The sequence below is a fragment of the Collinsella sp. AF18-8LB genome (assembly GCF_003459795.1).
Lineage (GTDB): Bacteria > Actinomycetota > Coriobacteriia > Coriobacteriales > Coriobacteriaceae > Collinsella.
In genome coordinates this window covers 1-16,986 of the sequence record NZ_QRWU01000016.1, presented here as the reverse complement: position 1 = coordinate 16,986, position 16,986 = coordinate 1, and the positions used below count along the sequence as shown (strand labels likewise).

Annotated in this window: 11 protein-coding genes, 1 tRNA gene, 2 rRNA genes and 1 pseudogene; 13 read left to right on the top strand and 2 right to left on the bottom strand. The window is 59.6% G+C overall.

Annotated features, from left to right (window positions below; translation table 11 throughout):
• Positions 1 to 245 (bottom strand): annotated as a pseudogene (locus DWX25_RS09260) (IS110 family transposase); the annotation flags it as partial.
• A 341-nt stretch (positions 246 to 586) separates the two neighbouring features.
• Here DWX25_RS09260 and DWX25_RS09255 point away from each other — a divergent pair.
• Positions 587 to 1,264, top strand: a complete 678-nt coding sequence (locus DWX25_RS09255) for a copper homeostasis protein CutC (RefSeq protein WP_117799403.1) — start codon at positions 587 to 589, stop codon at positions 1,262 to 1,264.
• A 3-nt stretch (positions 1,265 to 1,267) separates the two neighbouring features.
• The gene (locus tag DWX25_RS09250; RefSeq protein WP_117799405.1) at positions 1,268 to 2,068 is read left to right on the top strand and encodes a DUF4931 domain-containing protein; all 801 of its coding nucleotides are present in this window, start codon (positions 1,268 to 1,270) and stop codon (positions 2,066 to 2,068) included.
• A gap of 27 nt (positions 2,069 to 2,095) precedes the next feature.
• Here DWX25_RS09250 and DWX25_RS09245 read toward each other — a convergent pair whose 3' ends face one another.
• A complete protein-coding gene (locus DWX25_RS09245) occupies positions 2,096 to 3,094 on the bottom strand; it encodes a bile acid:sodium symporter family protein (protein ID WP_117799407.1) in 999 nt (332 codons plus the stop codon).
• A gap of 276 nt (positions 3,095 to 3,370) precedes the next feature.
• Between DWX25_RS09245 and recJ the strand changes: the two genes are divergently transcribed.
• The 11 genes from recJ to DWX25_RS09570 form a co-directional block, all read left to right on the top strand.
• Positions 3,371 to 6,658, top strand: a complete 3,288-nt coding sequence (gene recJ, locus DWX25_RS09240; RefSeq protein WP_117799409.1) for a single-stranded-DNA-specific exonuclease RecJ — start codon at positions 3,371 to 3,373, stop codon at positions 6,656 to 6,658.
• Positions 6,659 to 6,673: 15 nt separating this feature from the next.
• On the top strand, positions 6,674 to 9,034 hold the full coding sequence (locus DWX25_RS09235) for a bifunctional (p)ppGpp synthetase/guanosine-3',5'-bis(diphosphate) 3'-pyrophosphohydrolase (RefSeq protein WP_117794327.1): 2,361 nt from the start codon (positions 6,674 to 6,676) through the stop codon (positions 9,032 to 9,034).
• Positions 9,035 to 9,118: 84 nt separating this feature from the next.
• On the top strand, positions 9,119 to 9,802 hold the full coding sequence (locus tag DWX25_RS09230; RefSeq protein WP_117799411.1) for an MBL fold metallo-hydrolase: 684 nt from the start codon (positions 9,119 to 9,121) through the stop codon (positions 9,800 to 9,802).
• A gap of 194 nt (positions 9,803 to 9,996) precedes the next feature.
• On the top strand, positions 9,997 to 10,863 hold the full coding sequence (fba, locus tag DWX25_RS09225; protein WP_006234429.1) for a class II fructose-1,6-bisphosphate aldolase: 867 nt from the start codon (positions 9,997 to 9,999) through the stop codon (positions 10,861 to 10,863).
• A 254-nt stretch (positions 10,864 to 11,117) separates the two neighbouring features.
• Positions 11,118 to 12,551 (top strand): transglutaminase-like domain-containing protein, encoded by a 1,434-nt coding sequence (locus tag DWX25_RS09220; protein WP_117799413.1) that lies wholly within the window; start codon positions 11,118 to 11,120, stop codon positions 12,549 to 12,551.
• A 39-nt stretch (positions 12,552 to 12,590) separates the two neighbouring features.
• Positions 12,591 to 12,677: transfer RNA gene (locus DWX25_RS09215), tRNA-Leu, on the top strand.
• A gap of 431 nt (positions 12,678 to 13,108) precedes the next feature.
• Entirely contained in the window at positions 13,109 to 13,678 is a 570-nt protein-coding gene (gene infC, locus DWX25_RS09210) for a translation initiation factor IF-3 (protein ID WP_006234423.1), read from the top strand.
• Positions 13,679 to 13,710: 32 nt separating this feature from the next.
• On the top strand, positions 13,711 to 13,902 hold the full coding sequence (gene rpmI, locus DWX25_RS09205; protein ID WP_006234422.1) for a 50S ribosomal protein L35: 192 nt from the start codon (positions 13,711 to 13,713) through the stop codon (positions 13,900 to 13,902).
• A 46-nt stretch (positions 13,903 to 13,948) separates the two neighbouring features.
• Positions 13,949 to 14,308 carry a 50S ribosomal protein L20 gene (rplT, locus tag DWX25_RS09200; RefSeq protein WP_117799416.1) on the top strand — a complete coding sequence of 120 codons (360 nt, stop codon included), beginning with the start codon at positions 13,949 to 13,951 and terminating at the stop codon, positions 14,306 to 14,308.
• Between the two features lie 538 nt (positions 14,309 to 14,846).
• Positions 14,847 to 16,352, top strand: a 16S ribosomal RNA gene (locus DWX25_RS09195).
• A 403-nt stretch (positions 16,353 to 16,755) separates the two neighbouring features.
• A 23S ribosomal RNA gene (locus DWX25_RS09570) occupies positions 16,756 to 16,986 on the top strand; the annotation flags it as partial.

Below are 16,986 nucleotides of genomic sequence, written 5' to 3'. Positions count from 1 at the left end.
GAGACGGCGCCGACCACGCAGTCGACCCCCAGGCCGGAGAGCCTCTTCTGCAGGTCGAACCCCGTGACCCCGGACTCGTACACGCACCTGGCCCTGGGGTCCACGGACCGGACCCACGCCGCGACGGCCCCGGCGTCGTAGCCGAAGGTCGCGCAGCGCACCTCCCCGGTCATGACGTCGAGGGAGACGGCCTTTATCGAGCGGGCGTGGACGTCGAGGCCGACGAAGGTGGTAGTATCGAGCATGGGAGCCCCTTCCATGAATGCGGCGCGGCCGCCACGGCTGGATTAGACACTCACCATTGTCGGCCTGATCCGCGGACTTTCATGCCGGGGGCTCCCAATGTTTTATGTCCTGCTCATATCGTCTCTGCCGGCATCTGGGGACACTCCTTGTAGTCGTTGGGGACGTTCTTGAATGACTAGTCGTTTAAGAGCGTCCCCAACGACTACTCCCTTTATGCTGCGGTGGAATAGGGACTAAATGGGAGTCTCAGAGGCCAAAAGAGTCCCTATTCCACCGCAACTTCATGGGGGCGTGCGACAATGCCCGTCGGAAAACATCTGCTGTCTTTGGGGGTCTATCTATGCTGTACGAGTTTTGTGCCGAGAACTTTGAGCGGGTGCCGGCGGCTATCGACGCCGGTGCAAAGCGCATCGAGCTGTGCGACAACCTCGCCGTCGGTGGTACCACGCCCTCGGCCGGCGTTATCAGCGCTACGGTCAGCTATGCTCACGAGCACGATGCGCGGGTGATGTGCATGGTCCGCCCGCGTGGCGGCGACTTTTATTACAACCAGGACGAGTTGCGTATGATGGAGATGGACCTGGGCCTTGCTGTGAGTGCGGGCGTTGACGGCTTGGTCTTTGGCTGCTGCAAGCCCTGCGCTGGCGGATGGGCGCTCGATGAACTTACGCTTGGCGCCCTTGTGATGGCTACGGGCTGCGCGACCGAGGAATGTAAGCGTGAGCCCATCGACATCACCTTTCACATGGCCTTTGACCAGCTCTCGCCCGAGGCTCAGCTTGATGCGATTGATGCACTTGCCGACTGCGGCGTTACGCGCATCCTGACGCATGGCGGCGCGGCCGGCGCGCCGATTGAGGACAACTTCGACCACCTGGCTCGTTTAATCGAGTATGCGGGCGATCGTTTGACCATCCTTCCTGGCGGCGGCATCACTACGGCAAATCGTGACGCGGTCGCGGCGGCATTGGGCGTGTCCGAGCTCCATGGCACAAGGATCGTACCGCTGGAGGTGTAGCCCGTGGCACTTGTATTCGATGTTCAGCAGGCGAGCGGCAAACCCGATGACAACCGTCGCCCCGGTACCGCGTGTCCCTTTTGCAACACGGAGGGGCTCACCAACATCATCCAGCGTGATGGTGACTGCATCTGGCTCGAGAATAAGTTTAAGACCTTGCGGGCCACTCGCCAGACCGTATTGATTGAGTCGTCCGACCACGACGCCGACCTGGTGACCTATGCGCCGGACGACCTGCATCATGTGATGCGGTTTGCCCTGGGCTGTTGGCAGCAGATGATTGATTCCCAACAGTACCGCAGTGTGCTCATGTACAAGAACAAGGGCCCGCTTTCGGGCGGCAGTCTGGTTCATCCGCATATGCAGAGTGTGGGTTTGGAACAGGAAGACGGCTATGCGGCGCTGACACCAGCCAACTTCGAAGGCATTGATGTCTGGCAGCGGGGGAGGGTCGCGATCAGCATTTCAACCGAGCCGATTATGGGCTTCTTTGAGATCAACGTTTCGGCTCCACAGGGAATCGCCGCCAGCGACGACGCCCGCGACCTAGCCGAAGCTGACCTGTTTGCCGACGCAATCCAGGTGGCTCTTCGCTATATCCTGAACGAGCACCACGGTGGTCGCGCAGAGTCGTACAACTTGTTCTTCTACCACATGGACGGCCGGACCATTGCCAAGGCGCTGCCACGTTGGGTGGTTTCGCCCTACTTTGTCGGTTATCGCCTGGCCCAGGTCAATGCCGAGACCACGCTCGATATCGATGCTGAGCGCCTGCGCATGCATTTGGAAACGCTCACGTCGTAAGGCGAACATCCGCGTAATGCGGACAGTCTAGCGTGCCATGGCATCGCGGCCGGCCTCGACCCGCTTGCGCTGGGCGGCACGCTCCTCGCCGGTCAGGCGCTCAAAGAGGTGCCCGATAATTGAGGCTAACACCTGCTGAAACAGCGTGCCGCACATGACGGGGAATACCACTTCGCCGGGAAAATACTGCGTGGCGATGACGGCACCCGAAGAGATGTTGCGCATGCCGCAGGTAAAGCACATGGTAGTCGTCTCGCTATATGGCAGATGCAGTGCACGGGCGACCAGAAAACCGACGACAAAGCCGCTGATGGCGAAGGTCAAAATAAAGAGGGCGACTTCTATGCGCACCGCGTTCATGTGCAGCACGTACTCGCTCATGGCGGTGGAGTTGGACGCGATAACGCCCATCATCATGAACTTGCAGGCGGGTGAGAGCGCGGGGGAGAGCTTCTCGTGTCCCCATCCACGCGTGAGCTCGTTGATCACGATGCCGAGCACGGCGGGGATGGCGATCATAAAGGCCATGTCTTGCATCATGCTCGGCACATCGATCGAGACGGTGGCACCCAGCAAGAGCTTCAGCGTGAGCGGAATCGTCACAGGTGAGATGACCGAGGACGTCAGGATGATGGTGAGCGCGAGCGGGCCGTTGCCGCCGAACATGCTAATCCACATAAAGGCAGTGACTGCCACGGGCACGCTGTACTCGAGCACGATGCCGCAGACAAGGTTGGGGTTGGAACCAAAGAACAGTGATCCCATGGCATAAGCTGCTATGGGAATAAGCACCGCCGAGACGAGCAGCGCCAAAATCAAGTGCAGTGGACGGCGGAACACCTCGGCCACCTGGTGAAAGGTGTTGCTGAGCGCACCTTGGAACGTCATAAAGGCAAACAGGGCGGGAACGATGGGCTTGAGCACGCCGATCTGCTGGGGAAAGAGCACGCCGAGCGTCACGCAAATCGGAACGATGACCTGCATGTGCCCCGCGAGAAACTTGCCCAGTCCAACCCATTGCTTCATATGCTCTTGTGACTCCCTTTGCTCGTGAATCCGTTTTGAATGGATATGCTAGACGCTCGCATGCGTCCGTGCGTCAGAAACGCTTGATTATTTCGAGGCTATTACCGGCATCGTTTATCGAAACCGCGGCGTGCTGCGGCGATTGGCGTCCGCACTGCACGGTATAATAAATCCGTTCAACAGATCTGCCTGCCGAAGCGGGCATACACAGAGGACTCATCGCTATGAACCGTGAGAGGTATCGCGGCGACCTGCCCCTATCGGGGGTGGGTGCCTATGTCATCGCTTAAGACGACGCATCGCTGGGCGGTCGCTCAGCAAAACCCCGAGCTCGAAAAGGAGCTTTCGGCTGGCCTGGGCATACCCGGGTTGGTGGCGCGCATTATGGTTGCGCACGGCATTACATCCATCGAAGAAGGCCAGCTGTTTTTGACGCCTTCGCTCGATCGCGACTGGGCCGATCCACTTATTATCCCGGGCATGTCGGTCGTTGCCGACCGCGTCGAGCGTGCTATTCGCAACCACGAGCGCATCGCGGTCTTTGGCGATTTTGACGTTGACGGTATTACGTCGACCTGCCTGTTGACCGAGGCACTGCGCACGTTTGGCGCCAATGTCACACCATTCATCCCGCACCGCTTTGACGAGGGATATGGCCTTTCGCGCGCGGCGCTCGACCGCGTCAACGAGCTCGCCCAACCCAATCTGATCGTGACCGTTGATAACGGTATCGCGGCGAAGGAGGAGGTCTCCTATCTGGAGAGCCTGGGAATCGACCTGGTGGTCACGGACCATCACGAGCCCTCCGATCAGGTGCCGCAGGGCGTGCCCCTGACCGACCCTAAGCTTGAGAACGAGGGCCCCTCGCGCGAGCTTGCTGGTGCCGGTGTGGCGCTCAAGCTGGTGCAAGTCTTGGGCGAGCGTTTGGGCAAACCGTCGTATTGGCGTTCGCTGATCGAGGTTGCGGCGCTTGGCACCGTGTCTGACATGATGCCGCTGACGCCCGAGAACCGCGCACTGGTCGCCGAGGGCATCCAACAGATGCGCGTGACGGCTCGTCCCGGCTACATCGCGCTGGCAGCGCTCGCCAAGGCCGACCTCTCTAGCATTACGGCCGATGGCCTGTCGTTTTCGCTCATCCCTCGTCTGAATGCTGCCGGCCGCATGGCTGATCCCAAGCTGGCGCTCGACCTGCTGCTTGCCCGCGACCCCATCGAAGCGAGTGCGCTTGCCGCCGAGCTCGAGGAAATCAATCGCCAACGCCGCGAGATCGAGGCGGAGCTTACACGCGATGCCATGGCGAAGGTCGAGGAGACTTATGACGGCGGTCGCGCGATCGTCGTGGGCGGCGAGGGCTGGCACGAGGGCGTCAAGGGTATCGTAGCGAGCCGTCTGACCAACCGTTATCACGTGCCGGCGCTGCTGTTCTCGATCGAAGACGGTATCGCTCGCGGTTCGGGTCGCTCGGTGGGCAAGGTCAACCTGTTCGACGCCGTCGAGCGTTGCTCCGACCTGCTGATTCGTCGCGGCGGGCATGCCGGTGCGGTGGGCGTGACCATCGAGGCATCCAAGCTCGACGAGTTCCGTCGTCGCCTTTCCGCCGTGCTGTCCGAGCTTCCCGCCGAGGACTTTGAGGACACTGACGAGGTTGCCGCCACCGTTGACCTCTCCGAGCTGAATATTGAGACCATCGAGCAGATCTCCCGTCTTGAGCCGTTTGGCCAGGGCAACAAGGTGCCGCTGTTGGCGGCCGAGGGCGTGACAATGTGCGATCGCGCCGTGGTGGGCAAAACCGGCGAGCACATGCGCTTCGTGGCGACCGATGGCGCCGCGAGTGTGCCGGCTATTATGTTCCGCGTGCCGCAGATCGATAAGCTCATCAATTGCGATAGCGCCGTCGATTTGGTGTTCGAGGCCGTGGCCGAGCATTGGCAGGGACGCGTGAAGCCCAAGCTCATGATCAAAGATGTCTTGGTGCGCGATACCACGGCGCCCAATATCGACGATCCGGCGTGCGAGCTTCGTCGTGGCGTGCGGCCGGCGGACTTAGGCCCGCGCCTGGAGTCGCGTAAGCGCGAGACGCTTGCCCAGCTTTCCTATACCGAGCTCACGCGCTCGCTCATTCACAGCTTTATCGGATCGAACCAGCCGCACCGCGCACAGGTTGAGGCACTCGATGCCTTGGCCGACCACAAGAGCGTCTTGGCCGTTATGGGAACGGGCCGCGGCAAGTCTCTCATCTTCCATGTACATGCCGCGCGTGAGGCGGTGCTTCGCGGACGTGCGAGCATCTTTGTCTATCCGCTGCGTGCGCTCGTTGCCGACCAGGCCTATCACCTTTCTTCGACGATGGCAGCGCTTGGCATTGGTGTTGGCGTGCTGACCGGCGAGACCGTGGAGGCGGCGCGCGATGACGTGTTTGCCGGTTTGGCTTCGGGCCGCACCGGCATCGTGCTCACGACGCCCGAGTTCCTGTCCATTCACCGCGATCGCTTTGCGCGTTCGGGGCGCATCGGTTTTGTCGTTATCGATGAGGCGCATCATGCCGGTCTTGCCAAAGGTGGCGACCGGAGCGCGTACCTCGACATGCCCGATATTCTCAAAGCGCTAGGCGATCCCGTTGTCATGGCGGCAACGGCTACCGCGACGGCTCCGGTCGTGGCAGAGCTCGCTCGCGTATTGCCCATTACCAGCACGGTGGTTGACGAGACCGTGCGCGAGAACCTGCAACTCGAGGACGATCGCGACCTCGCAAGCCGCGAAAATCGCCTGGTGTCGATTGTGGCGACGGGGGAGAAGACCGTTATCTACGTCAATTCGCGCGACCAGTCCGTGGCACTTGCCAAGACGCTGCGCAAGCGCGTGCCAGACTGTGCGACCCATATCGCGTTCTATAACGCCGGGCTCGCGCGTTCCGATCGCCGCCGCGTCGAGGAGGCGTTTCGAGATGGCAGCCTCAGCTGCATCGTCTCGACCTCGGCCTTCGGTGAGGGCGTGAACCTGCCCGATATCCGACATGTCGTGCTCTACCATATGCCGTTTGGCGCGATTGAGTTTAACCAGATGAGCGGCCGTGCCGGTCGTGACGGACAGCCCGCTGTGATTCATCTGCTCTATTCGTCGCGTGACGCCCGTATTAACGAGCGCCTACTCGATTGCTACGCGCCCGAACGCGATGAGCTCGTCACGCTCTATCGAGCGCTGCAGACCATGTGGCGCTCCAACCGCGGCAAGACGGGGGACGATTCATTCTGCGCAAGCAATATCGACATTGCGCAGATGTGCCTTGCAATCGACGCGCGCACGCCGGTCGATGAGCGCTCGGTGGAAAGCGGCCTGGGAATCTTCGAAGAGCTTGGTTTCTGTCGCGTTTCGGGGTTTGACGACACCCGTCGCATCGCGATGGCCGAAAACCCTGGCCGCGTGCAATTGAGCAGGTCAATTCGCTATTTGGAGGGCTTGCGCTCGCGCATGGAGTTCTCGGCTTTTCGGAGCTGGGCGCTCGATTCGTGTGCTTCTGATATGCTAGCCAAAGTTAACCGCCCGATCGTACCACGGGCCTAGGGGAAGGGGACCTCGATGGATGCCGCAGCCCGTACCGCCCATGATTCCACCCTCCAGCCTTTTTCTGAGATGGAGCACTATAAGCATGCCGATGAGCTGCCGCCCGAGATTATGGCGGACAGTTACGACAAGCTGGAGCGTCTGTGCCTCAAATATATGAATGAGGATGACTTCTCCATGGTGGAGCAGGCCTACTGCTTTGCCGCCGAGAAGCATTGCAACCAAAAGCGCCGCTCGGGTGAGATGTACATTAACCATCCCGTCGAGGTGGCCATCATTCTGGCTGATCTCAAGATGGACTGCGATGTGGTGTGCGCCGCGTTGCTGCACGATACCGTCGAGGACACCGAAACCTCGCTTGCCGACGTTTCCGGCCTGTTTGGCGAAACCGTGGCAGAGCTCGTCGACGGCGTGACCAAGCTCACCAACATCGAAGTCGACAGCATGGACGAGAAGCAGGCGCTTACGCTGCGCAAGATGTTCCTTGCCATGTCCAAGGACATTCGCGTCATCATCGTCAAACTCGCCGACCGCCTGCATAATATGCGCACGCTCGCCGCCCTGCGCGAGGACCGTCGCCTGTTTAAGGCACGCGAGACTATGGATGTGTACGCGCCCCTGGCCGACCGCCTGGGCATGAGCTCTATTAAGTGGGAGCTCGAGGATCTGTCCTTCTTCTATTTGGAGCCCGACGCCTACCAGCGCATCGCGCGCATGGTGGCAGAGTCGCGTGAGGTTCGCGAGCGCTATCTGGCCGAGACTATCAAGACGCTCACCGATGAACTCAACCGCATTGGCCTGGAGGGCTTCCAGATCAACGGCCGCTCCAAGCACTATTGGTCCATTTACCAAAAGATGAAGCGCAAGGGCAAGGAATTCTCCGAGATTTACGACTTGGTGGCGCTGCGCGTCATCACCCATTCGGTGCGCGATTGCTATTCCACGCTCGGTGCGGTGCATACGCTGTGGCACCCCATGCCCGGTCGCTTTAAAGACTATATCGCCATGCCCAAGGTCAATAACTACCAATCGCTTCACACGACGGTTATCGGCCCCACGGCCCGCCCGCTCGAGATTCAGATTCGAACCTACGAGATGCACGAGCAGGCCGAGTACGGCATTGCCGCCCACTGGCTCTATAAGAAGTCGGGCGGATCGTCTGCTTCAAAGACCAATGATGCCCAGCGTCTGGACGACCAGATTAACTGGCTCAAACATTCGCTCGATTGGGCTGCGTCTGATGAGATCACCGACGCCAAGGAATACCTGCATTCGCTGAAGGTCGACTTGTTTGACCAGGAGATTTTTGTCTTTACGCCCAAGGGCGAGGTCATGGCGCTTCGCGCCGGCTCAACACCGCTCGACTTTGCCTACGCCGTTCATACCGAGGTCGGCAACCACTGCGTCGGCGCTAAGATCAACGGTGCGGTGGCGCCGCTCACGCACGAAATCAAGACGGGCGACCGCGTTGAAATCCTGACCAACAAGAGTTCCAAGCCGTCGCGTGATTGGCTCAAGATCGTTAAGACACCTTCCGCCAAGTCAAAGATCCGCCGCTATTTTGCCGCCGCGACCAAGGACGACGACGCTGCCGCCGGCCGCGATATACTGGCCAAGGACCTGCGCAAGCGCGGGTATGGCATCTCTACGCCACGATCCACGCGTGCGCTCAACGCCGTGGCGGAGCAGTTTAACTACAAGCAGCTCGAGGACCTGTTTGCCGCCGTCGGTGCGGGCAAAGTCGCCCCGCGCGCTGTGGGTAACAAGGTCGAGCAAATCTTGGACCCCAAGCCCGAGGAGCAGCTCACCAAGGCCGAGGCCATTGCCGAGGTCGTGAAGCAGCCTGCGCGCGGATCAAACCGCAAGCCACAAAAGCGTGGCAAGAGCGCCAGCAACGGTATCATCGTCAAGGGCGAGAGCAACAGCGGTCTGCTGGTCCGTTTGGCGCATTGCTGCAATCCGGTGACGGGCGACGACATCGTCGGCTTCATCACGCGCGGTCGTGGCGTTTCGGTGCATCGCGCCAATTGCCCCAACGTCAAGGGTCTTATGGAGCATCCCGAGCGCATGATCGAAGTGGAGTGGGACGGCGCTGCCGATACCCTGTTCCAGGTTGAGATCGTGGTCGAGTGCCTGGACCGCATGGGCCTTCTCAAGGATGTCACCATTGCCATTGGCGATGCGGGCGGCAATATCCTTTCTGCCGCCACGTCGACCAACCGCGAGGGTATTGCAACCCTGCGCTTTATGGTCGAGATCTCGGACGCGAGTGGTCTGGATCCGCTGCTGGCCTCCATCAGCAGCGTTGACTCGGTCTACGATGCACGTCGTTTGATGCCTGGCGAGGGTGGAGCTCAGCTCAAGCGCCGCGTTTAGTCGCGACGAACGTGCCACATTATCGATATTCGCTACACTCGAGGCATCGTTTGATGCCTCGAGTTCTATAGAGAGGAGAGGGATATGAGCGCTGCGTCCTTGGATTTAACTCCCAAAGGATCGGTCGAGATCGAGACGCTCGTAAACGGTCCCATTCAGACCAACAGCTATGCTGTTATTTCGGACAATGAGTGCGTGATTATCGACCCCGCATGGGAAGGCGAGCGCCTGGTGGAGCATATTCGAGCCGAGCATCCCGGTGTACGCGTGCTTGGCGCCGTATGCACTCATGGCCATGCCGATCATGTTGGTGGTGTTGCCGGCGTACGAACCGCCGTTGGCGAGGGCTGCCAGTATGAGCTGTGTGCTAAGGATGTGGCGGTGCCGTATGCGAATATCGAGGAACAGCGAGCTATGTGGGGCATTGAGACGCCCGACCCCGGGGAGCCGACGCGCCTGCTCGCCGAGGGCGATGCTATTGAGGTGGGCGATATCTGCCTGCAGGTGATCGAGACGCCCGGGCACACACCGGGTGGCATTGTTTTGTTCGCTGCCACCGAGCAGGGAAGCATCGCCTTTGTTGGCGACACGCTATTCCCGGGCAGCCACGGCCGTACCGACCTTTCCGGCGGAGACGAGGCTGCGATTCTGCGCTCGCTCTCCAAGCTCGCCCGGCTTCTCCCGCCCGATACCGTTTGCCTAACCGGCCATGGCGCTTCGACCACCATGGCACGCGAGCTCATGCAGAACCCTTTCATGCAGATGTAGCTTAATAGTCGGCTTCTAAAGCACGAGAAGCGCCCAAACGTCAAGCTATTTTTCTCCAACGGGTCGATTCCGTAGGGCAAACGGTCAAAAAAGTCTGTTTGGACGATATTCGTGAACAAACGAACGTTTATGCTCGGGTACGCCGTGGTAAAATCTCAGGCGTTATCGGAGCAACCTTACAGGAGGTTTCTTTTATGCTCGTCAACGCAGCAGATATGCTCAAGAAGGCCGAGGCCGGCAAGTACGCTCTCGGTGCCTTCAACACCAACAACCTCGAGTGGACCCTGGCCATTCTCCAGGCCGCCGAGGAGGCCAAGTCTCCGCTGATCCTTCAGTGCACCGCTGGTGCCGCTAAGTGGATGGGCGGTTTCAAGGTCTGCGCCGACATGGTCAAGGCTGCCGTCGAGGCCACGGGCGTCACCGTTCCCGTCGCCCTTCACCTCGATCACGGTTCTTACGAGGACTGCTTCAAGTGCATCGAGGCCGGCTTCACGTCCATCATGTATGACGGCTCTCACGAGGAGACCTTCCAGCTTAACCTCGACCGCACCAAGGAGCTCGTTGAGCTTGCCCACTCCAAGGGCATGTCCATCGAGGCCGAGGTCGGCGGTATCGGCGGCACCGAGGACGGCGTGACCTCCAACGGCGAGCTCGCTGACCCCGCTGAGTGCAAGCAGATTGCTGACCTGGGCGTCGACTTCCTCGCCTGCGGCATCGGCAACATCCACGGCGTCTATCCCGCCGACTGGGCTGGCCTTTCCTTCGAGCGTCTGGGCGAGATCAAGGCCCAGACCGGCGACCTGCCCCTCGTTCTGCACGGTGGCACCGGCATCCCTGAGGATCAGATCAAGAAGGCCATCTCCCTGGGCATCTCCAAGATCAACGTCAACACCGACCTGCAGCTCGTCTTCGCCAAGGGCGTCCGCGAGTACATCGAGGCTGGCAAGGATCAGCAGGGCAAGGGCTTCGACCCCCGCAAGCTCCTCAAGCCTGGCCGCGACAACATCGTTGCCCGCACCAAGGAGCTCATGGAGGAGTTTGGCTCCGTCAACAAGGCGTAAGTAGCGGTTTAACTTTCCCGCCGGAGGCCCCATTCGCCCTACGCTTTTCCCTTGCGCTCACCTGGCTTTGCCAGAAGTCGCGCAATGGGAAAAGCTCCGGGCGAACGGGGCCTCCTTCGTTAACTCGCTACAGGGTTACAGGGCTGAGATAATTGAATTGATACCGTTTATCGGTGTTGAGGGCTCCTTGGTTGGGGGCTTTGTTTTTATGTCGGTACAATGGGCTCAGGTTGTCGTTCTACTTGGGAGTGGTTATGGCTGTTATTGATATTTTGCCTGCCGACGGGAAGGTTATTGCCGAGGGCCCCGTTGGATGCTCTGTTGAGGTTTGCGACGATGATTTCCGTCATCTCGATATTGGGCTACCGCCTGAGATTCTCCGTCTTAAGGATGCCGGGTGTTTGACGCAGGCTGTTGCTGCCTGCGATCGTCTTTTGGAGCAGAACCCTGAGCCTTCGCTGGCTGCTTGTGTTCGTGCCGAGCGGTATCGCATGCTTGAGACGCCGCTTCATTTTTCGGTGTCGCGCGATCGAGCTATTGCGATGATTCGCGAGGAGTGGCCTGAGTTTACCGAGGAGCAGTTTGACGATCTGATTGACCGTAAGCGTATTGACTGGCGCTTTATCGATGGCGAGCTGTTCGTTCTCGACAACTTCCTCGATTCGCTTCGCGTATATCCCAAAGAGGTCCCCGGCATGCGTCCCGATTCTACGGACGGAATAGCACTGCGCGACGAGATGCTCAAGGAGATGGAGTCACAAAACGGATTGGCTCGCGTCATTACGCTTAAAGCGTCCGTGTCTGTCCCCGGCGCTCTGGAGGGGGAGACCGTTTGCGCTTGGCTTCCCGTCGCGGCTGCCTGCCGTCAGCAGTCTCGGGTCGAGATTCTCGACATGACGCCGGAGGGTGCTGTTGCTCCCGCGAACGCTTCGGCGCGTACCGCCTCGTGGTCTTCTTCGAGTGAGCGCTCATTCTCGGTGACTTATCGTTATCACATCGATGCTGCTTATTGTGATGTCTACGGTGGCACACTTCCGGTTCATCCGCGTATGGACGCGCCTCTGCCCGAGGATATTTCCGAGGACCGTCCGCACATTGCATTCACGCCGTATCTGCAGCAGCTGACGGCCGGTGTTGTTGACGGACTCGAGGATCCGCTCGATCGCGCTCGTGCTATCTATGATTATCTGACGCAGCATATCGACTATCGCTATCAGCCGCCGTACTTGCTTTTGGGATCTATTGCCGATGACTGCGCGCATTCGCTCCGCGGCGATTGCGGCGTTATGGCGCTCACGTTTATCACCATGTGCCGTATCGCGGGCGTGCCTGCCCGTTGGCAGAGCGGCCTGTACGTTGCGCCCGATTCGGTGGGGTCGCACGACTGGGCAGAGTTCTATACGCTGCAGACCGGTTGGCTCAACGCCGACGTGTCATTTGGATCTTCTGCTCACAGGATGGGGGAGGAGTGGCGCCGCCGTCACTACTTTGGCAATCTCGACCCATGGCGTATGGTGGCCAACAATCGATTCCAGGCAGAGTTTGAGCCCTCTTTCGACGGCATGCGCGAGGACCCTTACGATAACCAGATGGGTGAGGCTTCGGTCGACGGTCGCGGATGCCGTCAGCGCGAGATGCTACGCACGGTCGAACTCATCGAAATGCTCGAAGTTCCATTTTCGGACTAATCGGTAGAAAGCTGTGATAAACTAACTCACGCATTGCGTGCCCGAGTGGCGGAATTGGCAGACGCAGTGGACTCAAAATCCACCGTTGGCAACAACGTGCGAGTTCGAGTCTCGCCTCGGGCACCATACATGCAAGTGAGCGTTCAAGGGGGTTGCGGCCCCCTTTTTCGTGCCGAACTCGCGTGAGCGCGCGAAGCGTTAAGCAAACAGGCCTGTGGCCTGTCTGTAGCGGAGCGTGGCGAGGGCGCCACGCGCCCGAAGCCCGGGGCTTCGCGAAGCGAAGGCCCTTCGAGTCTCGCCTCGGGCACCATACATGCAAGCGAGCGTTCAAGGGGGTCAAGGCCCCTTTTTCGTGTACGTAATGTGATAACGCGCTGTACGTGTTATTATTCGCAAGGCGTTGTTCCCGCAATGCCCTAAAGAGGAACCCGAGGGTTCCCACCTTTTGGCGCCAATGAGCAGCTGACTGGTCATACAACTTAGATTACCTTCCTCAAATCGAGGAAGTCTATGTGTACGACCTGGTTGCTGAGAAGCGCCGGGTTATTTTTTTATGAATGGAGGTAGGGAAAATAGCTAAGTCTGATGACACCCGCATCAACGACGAGATCACTGCATCTTCGTGCCGTTTGATTGGCGTCGATGGCTCTCAGCTCGGCCTGTTCGCCATCCGCGATGCCCAGCGCGTCGCCGACGATCAGGGTCTCGACCTGGTCGAGATCGCTCCCAACGCGGAGCCGCCGGTCTGCAAGGTCATGGACTACGGTAAGTTCAAGTACCAGCAGGCCATGAAGGCCAAGGCTGCTCGTAAGAACCAGTCCAAGGTCGAGGTCAAGGAAATGAAGTTCCGACCCAAGATCGACGTTGGCGACTACGAGACCAAGAAGGGCCACGTTCTGCGTTTCCTCAAGAAGGGCGCACGCGTTAAGATCACCATCATGTTCCGCGGCCGTGAGATGGCTCACCCGGAGCAGGGCCTTAACGTTCTCGAGCGCCTCGCCGAGGATCTCAAGCCTTACGCTACGGTCGAGTCCAAGCCTAAGATGGAAGGCCGTAACATGCTTATGCTGCTCGCCCCGATTAAGGGCGCCTTCGATGAGGATAAAGCGGCAAGCGATACCAAGTAACTAGTGTTCTGTAACCGATTAAGGAGTATTTCATGCCTAAGATGAAGTCCCACAGCGGCACCAAGAAGCGTTTCCGCAAGACTGGTACCGGCAAGCTTATGCGCGCCAAGGCTTTCAAGAGCCACATCCTGAGCAAGAAGTCCACCAAGCGTAAGCGTGGCTTCCGTCAGGAGACCGAGATCGCCGCTGCCGACCGCAAGGTCATCAAGTCGCGTCTCGCCTAAGTTCGCGTTCCCGTTTTTCGTTTTACCGTCTAGGAGTTGATAGAACATGGCACGTATTAAGCGCGCTGTTGCCGCCAAGAAGAAGCGCCGTACCGTTATGCACCGTGCGAAGGGTTACTACGGTGCCGCTTCGCGTACTTACAAGCATGCTAAAGAGCAGGTCCAGCACTCCCTGCAGTATCAGTATCGTGATCGCCGCAACAAGAAGCGCGAGATCCGTTCTCTCTGGATCACTCGTATCAACGCTGCTGCTCGCCTGAACAACATCTCTTACTCTCAGTTCATGCACGGCCTGAAGGTTGCCGGCATCGAGCTCGACCGCAAGGTCCTGGCTCAGATGGCTTACGAGGATATCGAGTCCTTCAACGAGCTGGCTACCATCGCCAAGAAGGCTCTCGAGGCCTAATAGATTCTCTTGAATCGCTAGGGGAGTGTCGCGTTGTGCGCGGCGCTCCCTCTTTTTATCTGAGGCGCGGTTTACATTGCTAAAAGCGCGGGTAGATAAACACTTACAGGTGACCGATCTCTATATATTCCTGAACCAAAGGGTCATCATCTGATACGTGCGGAAGATCCGCACCAGTCTTTCTATTACCTATAGAAAGCAATATGTTGTGTAGGACTTGTGAAGAGTGGAATTGACGTCCCACAGGGCCCCTCCGGTCTGGCAATATATCTCCTTGCCGCGCGGCCCGGTCGGACCGGATCAGCCGCCAGGCGTGCACCTTGAGAACCGGATACTGCGAGGATGGACACAACAGATGTGTCGCATCCGGGCAGACATCGAACCATTTGAAATGGTCTGACTTGGATTGTTTTTCGCAAGGCCGCCGAGAGGCGGCCCCGAGAAATTCCTTTTCCTATCAAACAGAACCATATGAATCGAACGGAACCGATCAGCGTAAAAGTTGTGAGGACCGGACGGGCTCGAGGCCCATTTATTTTGGACGGAGAGTTCGATCCTGGCTCAGGATGAACGCTGGCGGCGCGCCTAACACATGCAAGTCGAACGGCACCCCTCTCCGGAGGGAAGCGAGTGGCGAACGGCTGAGTAACACGTGGAGAACCTGCCCCCTCCCCCGGGATAGCCGCCCGAAAGGACGGGTAATACCGGATACCCCGGGGTGCCGCATGGCACCCCGGCTAAAGCCCCGACGGGAGGGGATGGCTCCGCGGCCCATCAGGTAGACGGCGGGGTGACGGCCCACCGTGCCGACAACGGGTAGCCGGGTTGAGAGACCGACCGGCCAGATTGGGACTGAGACACGGCCCAGACTCCTACGGGAGGCAGCAGTGGGGAATCTTGCGCAATGGGGGGAACCCTGACGCAGCGACGCCGCGTGCGGGACGGAGGCCTTCGGGTCGTAAACCGCTTTCAGCAGGGAAGAGAAGAGACTGTACCTGCAGAAGAAGCCCCGGCTAACTACGTGCCAGCAGCCGCGGTAATACGTAGGGGGCGAGCGTTATCCGGATTCATTGGGCGTAAAGCGCGCGTAGGCGGCCCGGCAGGCCGGGGGTCGAAGCGGGGGGCTCAACCCCCCGAAGCCCCCGGAACCTCCGCGGCTTGGGTCCGGTAGGGGAGGGTGGAACACCCGGTGTAGCGGTGGAATGCGCAGATATCGGGTGGAACACCGGTGGCGAAGGCGGCCCTCTGGGCCGAGACCGACGCTGAGGCGCGAAAGCTGGGGGAGCGAACAGGATTAGATACCCTGGTAGTCCCAGCCGTAAACGATGGACGCTAGGTGTGGGGGGGCGATCCCCCCGTGCCGCAGCCAACGCATTAAGCGTCCCGCCTGGGGAGTACGGCCGCAAGGCTAAAACTCAAAGGAATTGACGGGGGCCCGCACAAGCAGCGGAGCATGTGGCTTAATTCGAAGCAACGCGAAGAACCTTACCAGGGCTTGACATATGGGTGAAGCGGGGGAGACCCCGTGGCCGAGAGGAGCCCATACAGGTGGTGCATGGCTGTCGTCAGCTCGTGTCGTGAGATGTTGGGTTAAGTCCCGCAACGAGCGCAACCCCCGCCGCGTGTTGCCATCGGGTGATGCCGGGAACCCACGCGGGACCGCCGCCGTCAAGGCGGAGGAGGGCGGGGACGACGTCAAGTCATCATGCCCCTTATGCCCTGGGCTGCACACGTGCTACAATGGCCGGTACAGAGGGATGCCACCCCGCGAGGGGGAGCGGATCCCGGAAAGCCGGCCCCAGTTCGGATTGGGGGCTGCAACCCGCCCCCATGAAGTCGGAGTTGCTAGTAATCGCGGATCAGCATGCCGCGGTGAATGCGTTCCCGGGCCTTGTACACACCGCCCGTCACACCACCCGAGTCGTCTGCACCCGAAGTCGCCGGCCCAACCGAGAGGGGGGAGGCGCCGAAGGTGTGGAGGGTGAGGGGGGTGAAGTCGTAACAAGGTAGCCGTACCGGAAGGTGCGGCTGGATCACCTCCTTTCTAGGGAGATTAATTCTTAGAGAGATCAACTTAACTCGAATGGGGGGCAGGAGCCCGTCCGGTAGATGTCCCGCCACGGATGATTCCCCGCAGCACCCGGTCCCCGGGGTCGCACCCGCGTACCTTGAGAGCCGCATAGCGATAGGAGAGAGATGGAAGAGTATCCTCTTCCAGACTCGATTCTTTTCTGCGATTTAAACGTAAGAATGATAGCAATCATTCATCCGATCCAAACAAGAAGAATTCACTTATCAAATGAGTGAGGAGCATCTGATCGCGAGCACAGTCAACTGCTGTGCCGCGGTATGAGATACCCGAATTGCGACATACGAGCGCTATTCATGATATCGATTAATTAACTTAATTAGCGACACGTGGATATCCCGCGGGCCCGGGAGCGGTCCCGCAAGATACCACGGGCGCACGGCGGATGCCTTGGCACAGGGAGCCGATGAAGGACGCGGCAAGCTGCGATAATCCCCGGCGAGGAGCACACATCCTTCGACCCGGGGGTCTCCGAATGGGCGAACCCATCCACAGAGGTGTGGATATCCCCCCGCTGAACGCATAGGCGGGGGGAGGACAACCCGGGGAACTGAAACATCTAAGTACCCGGAGGAGAGGAAATCAATCT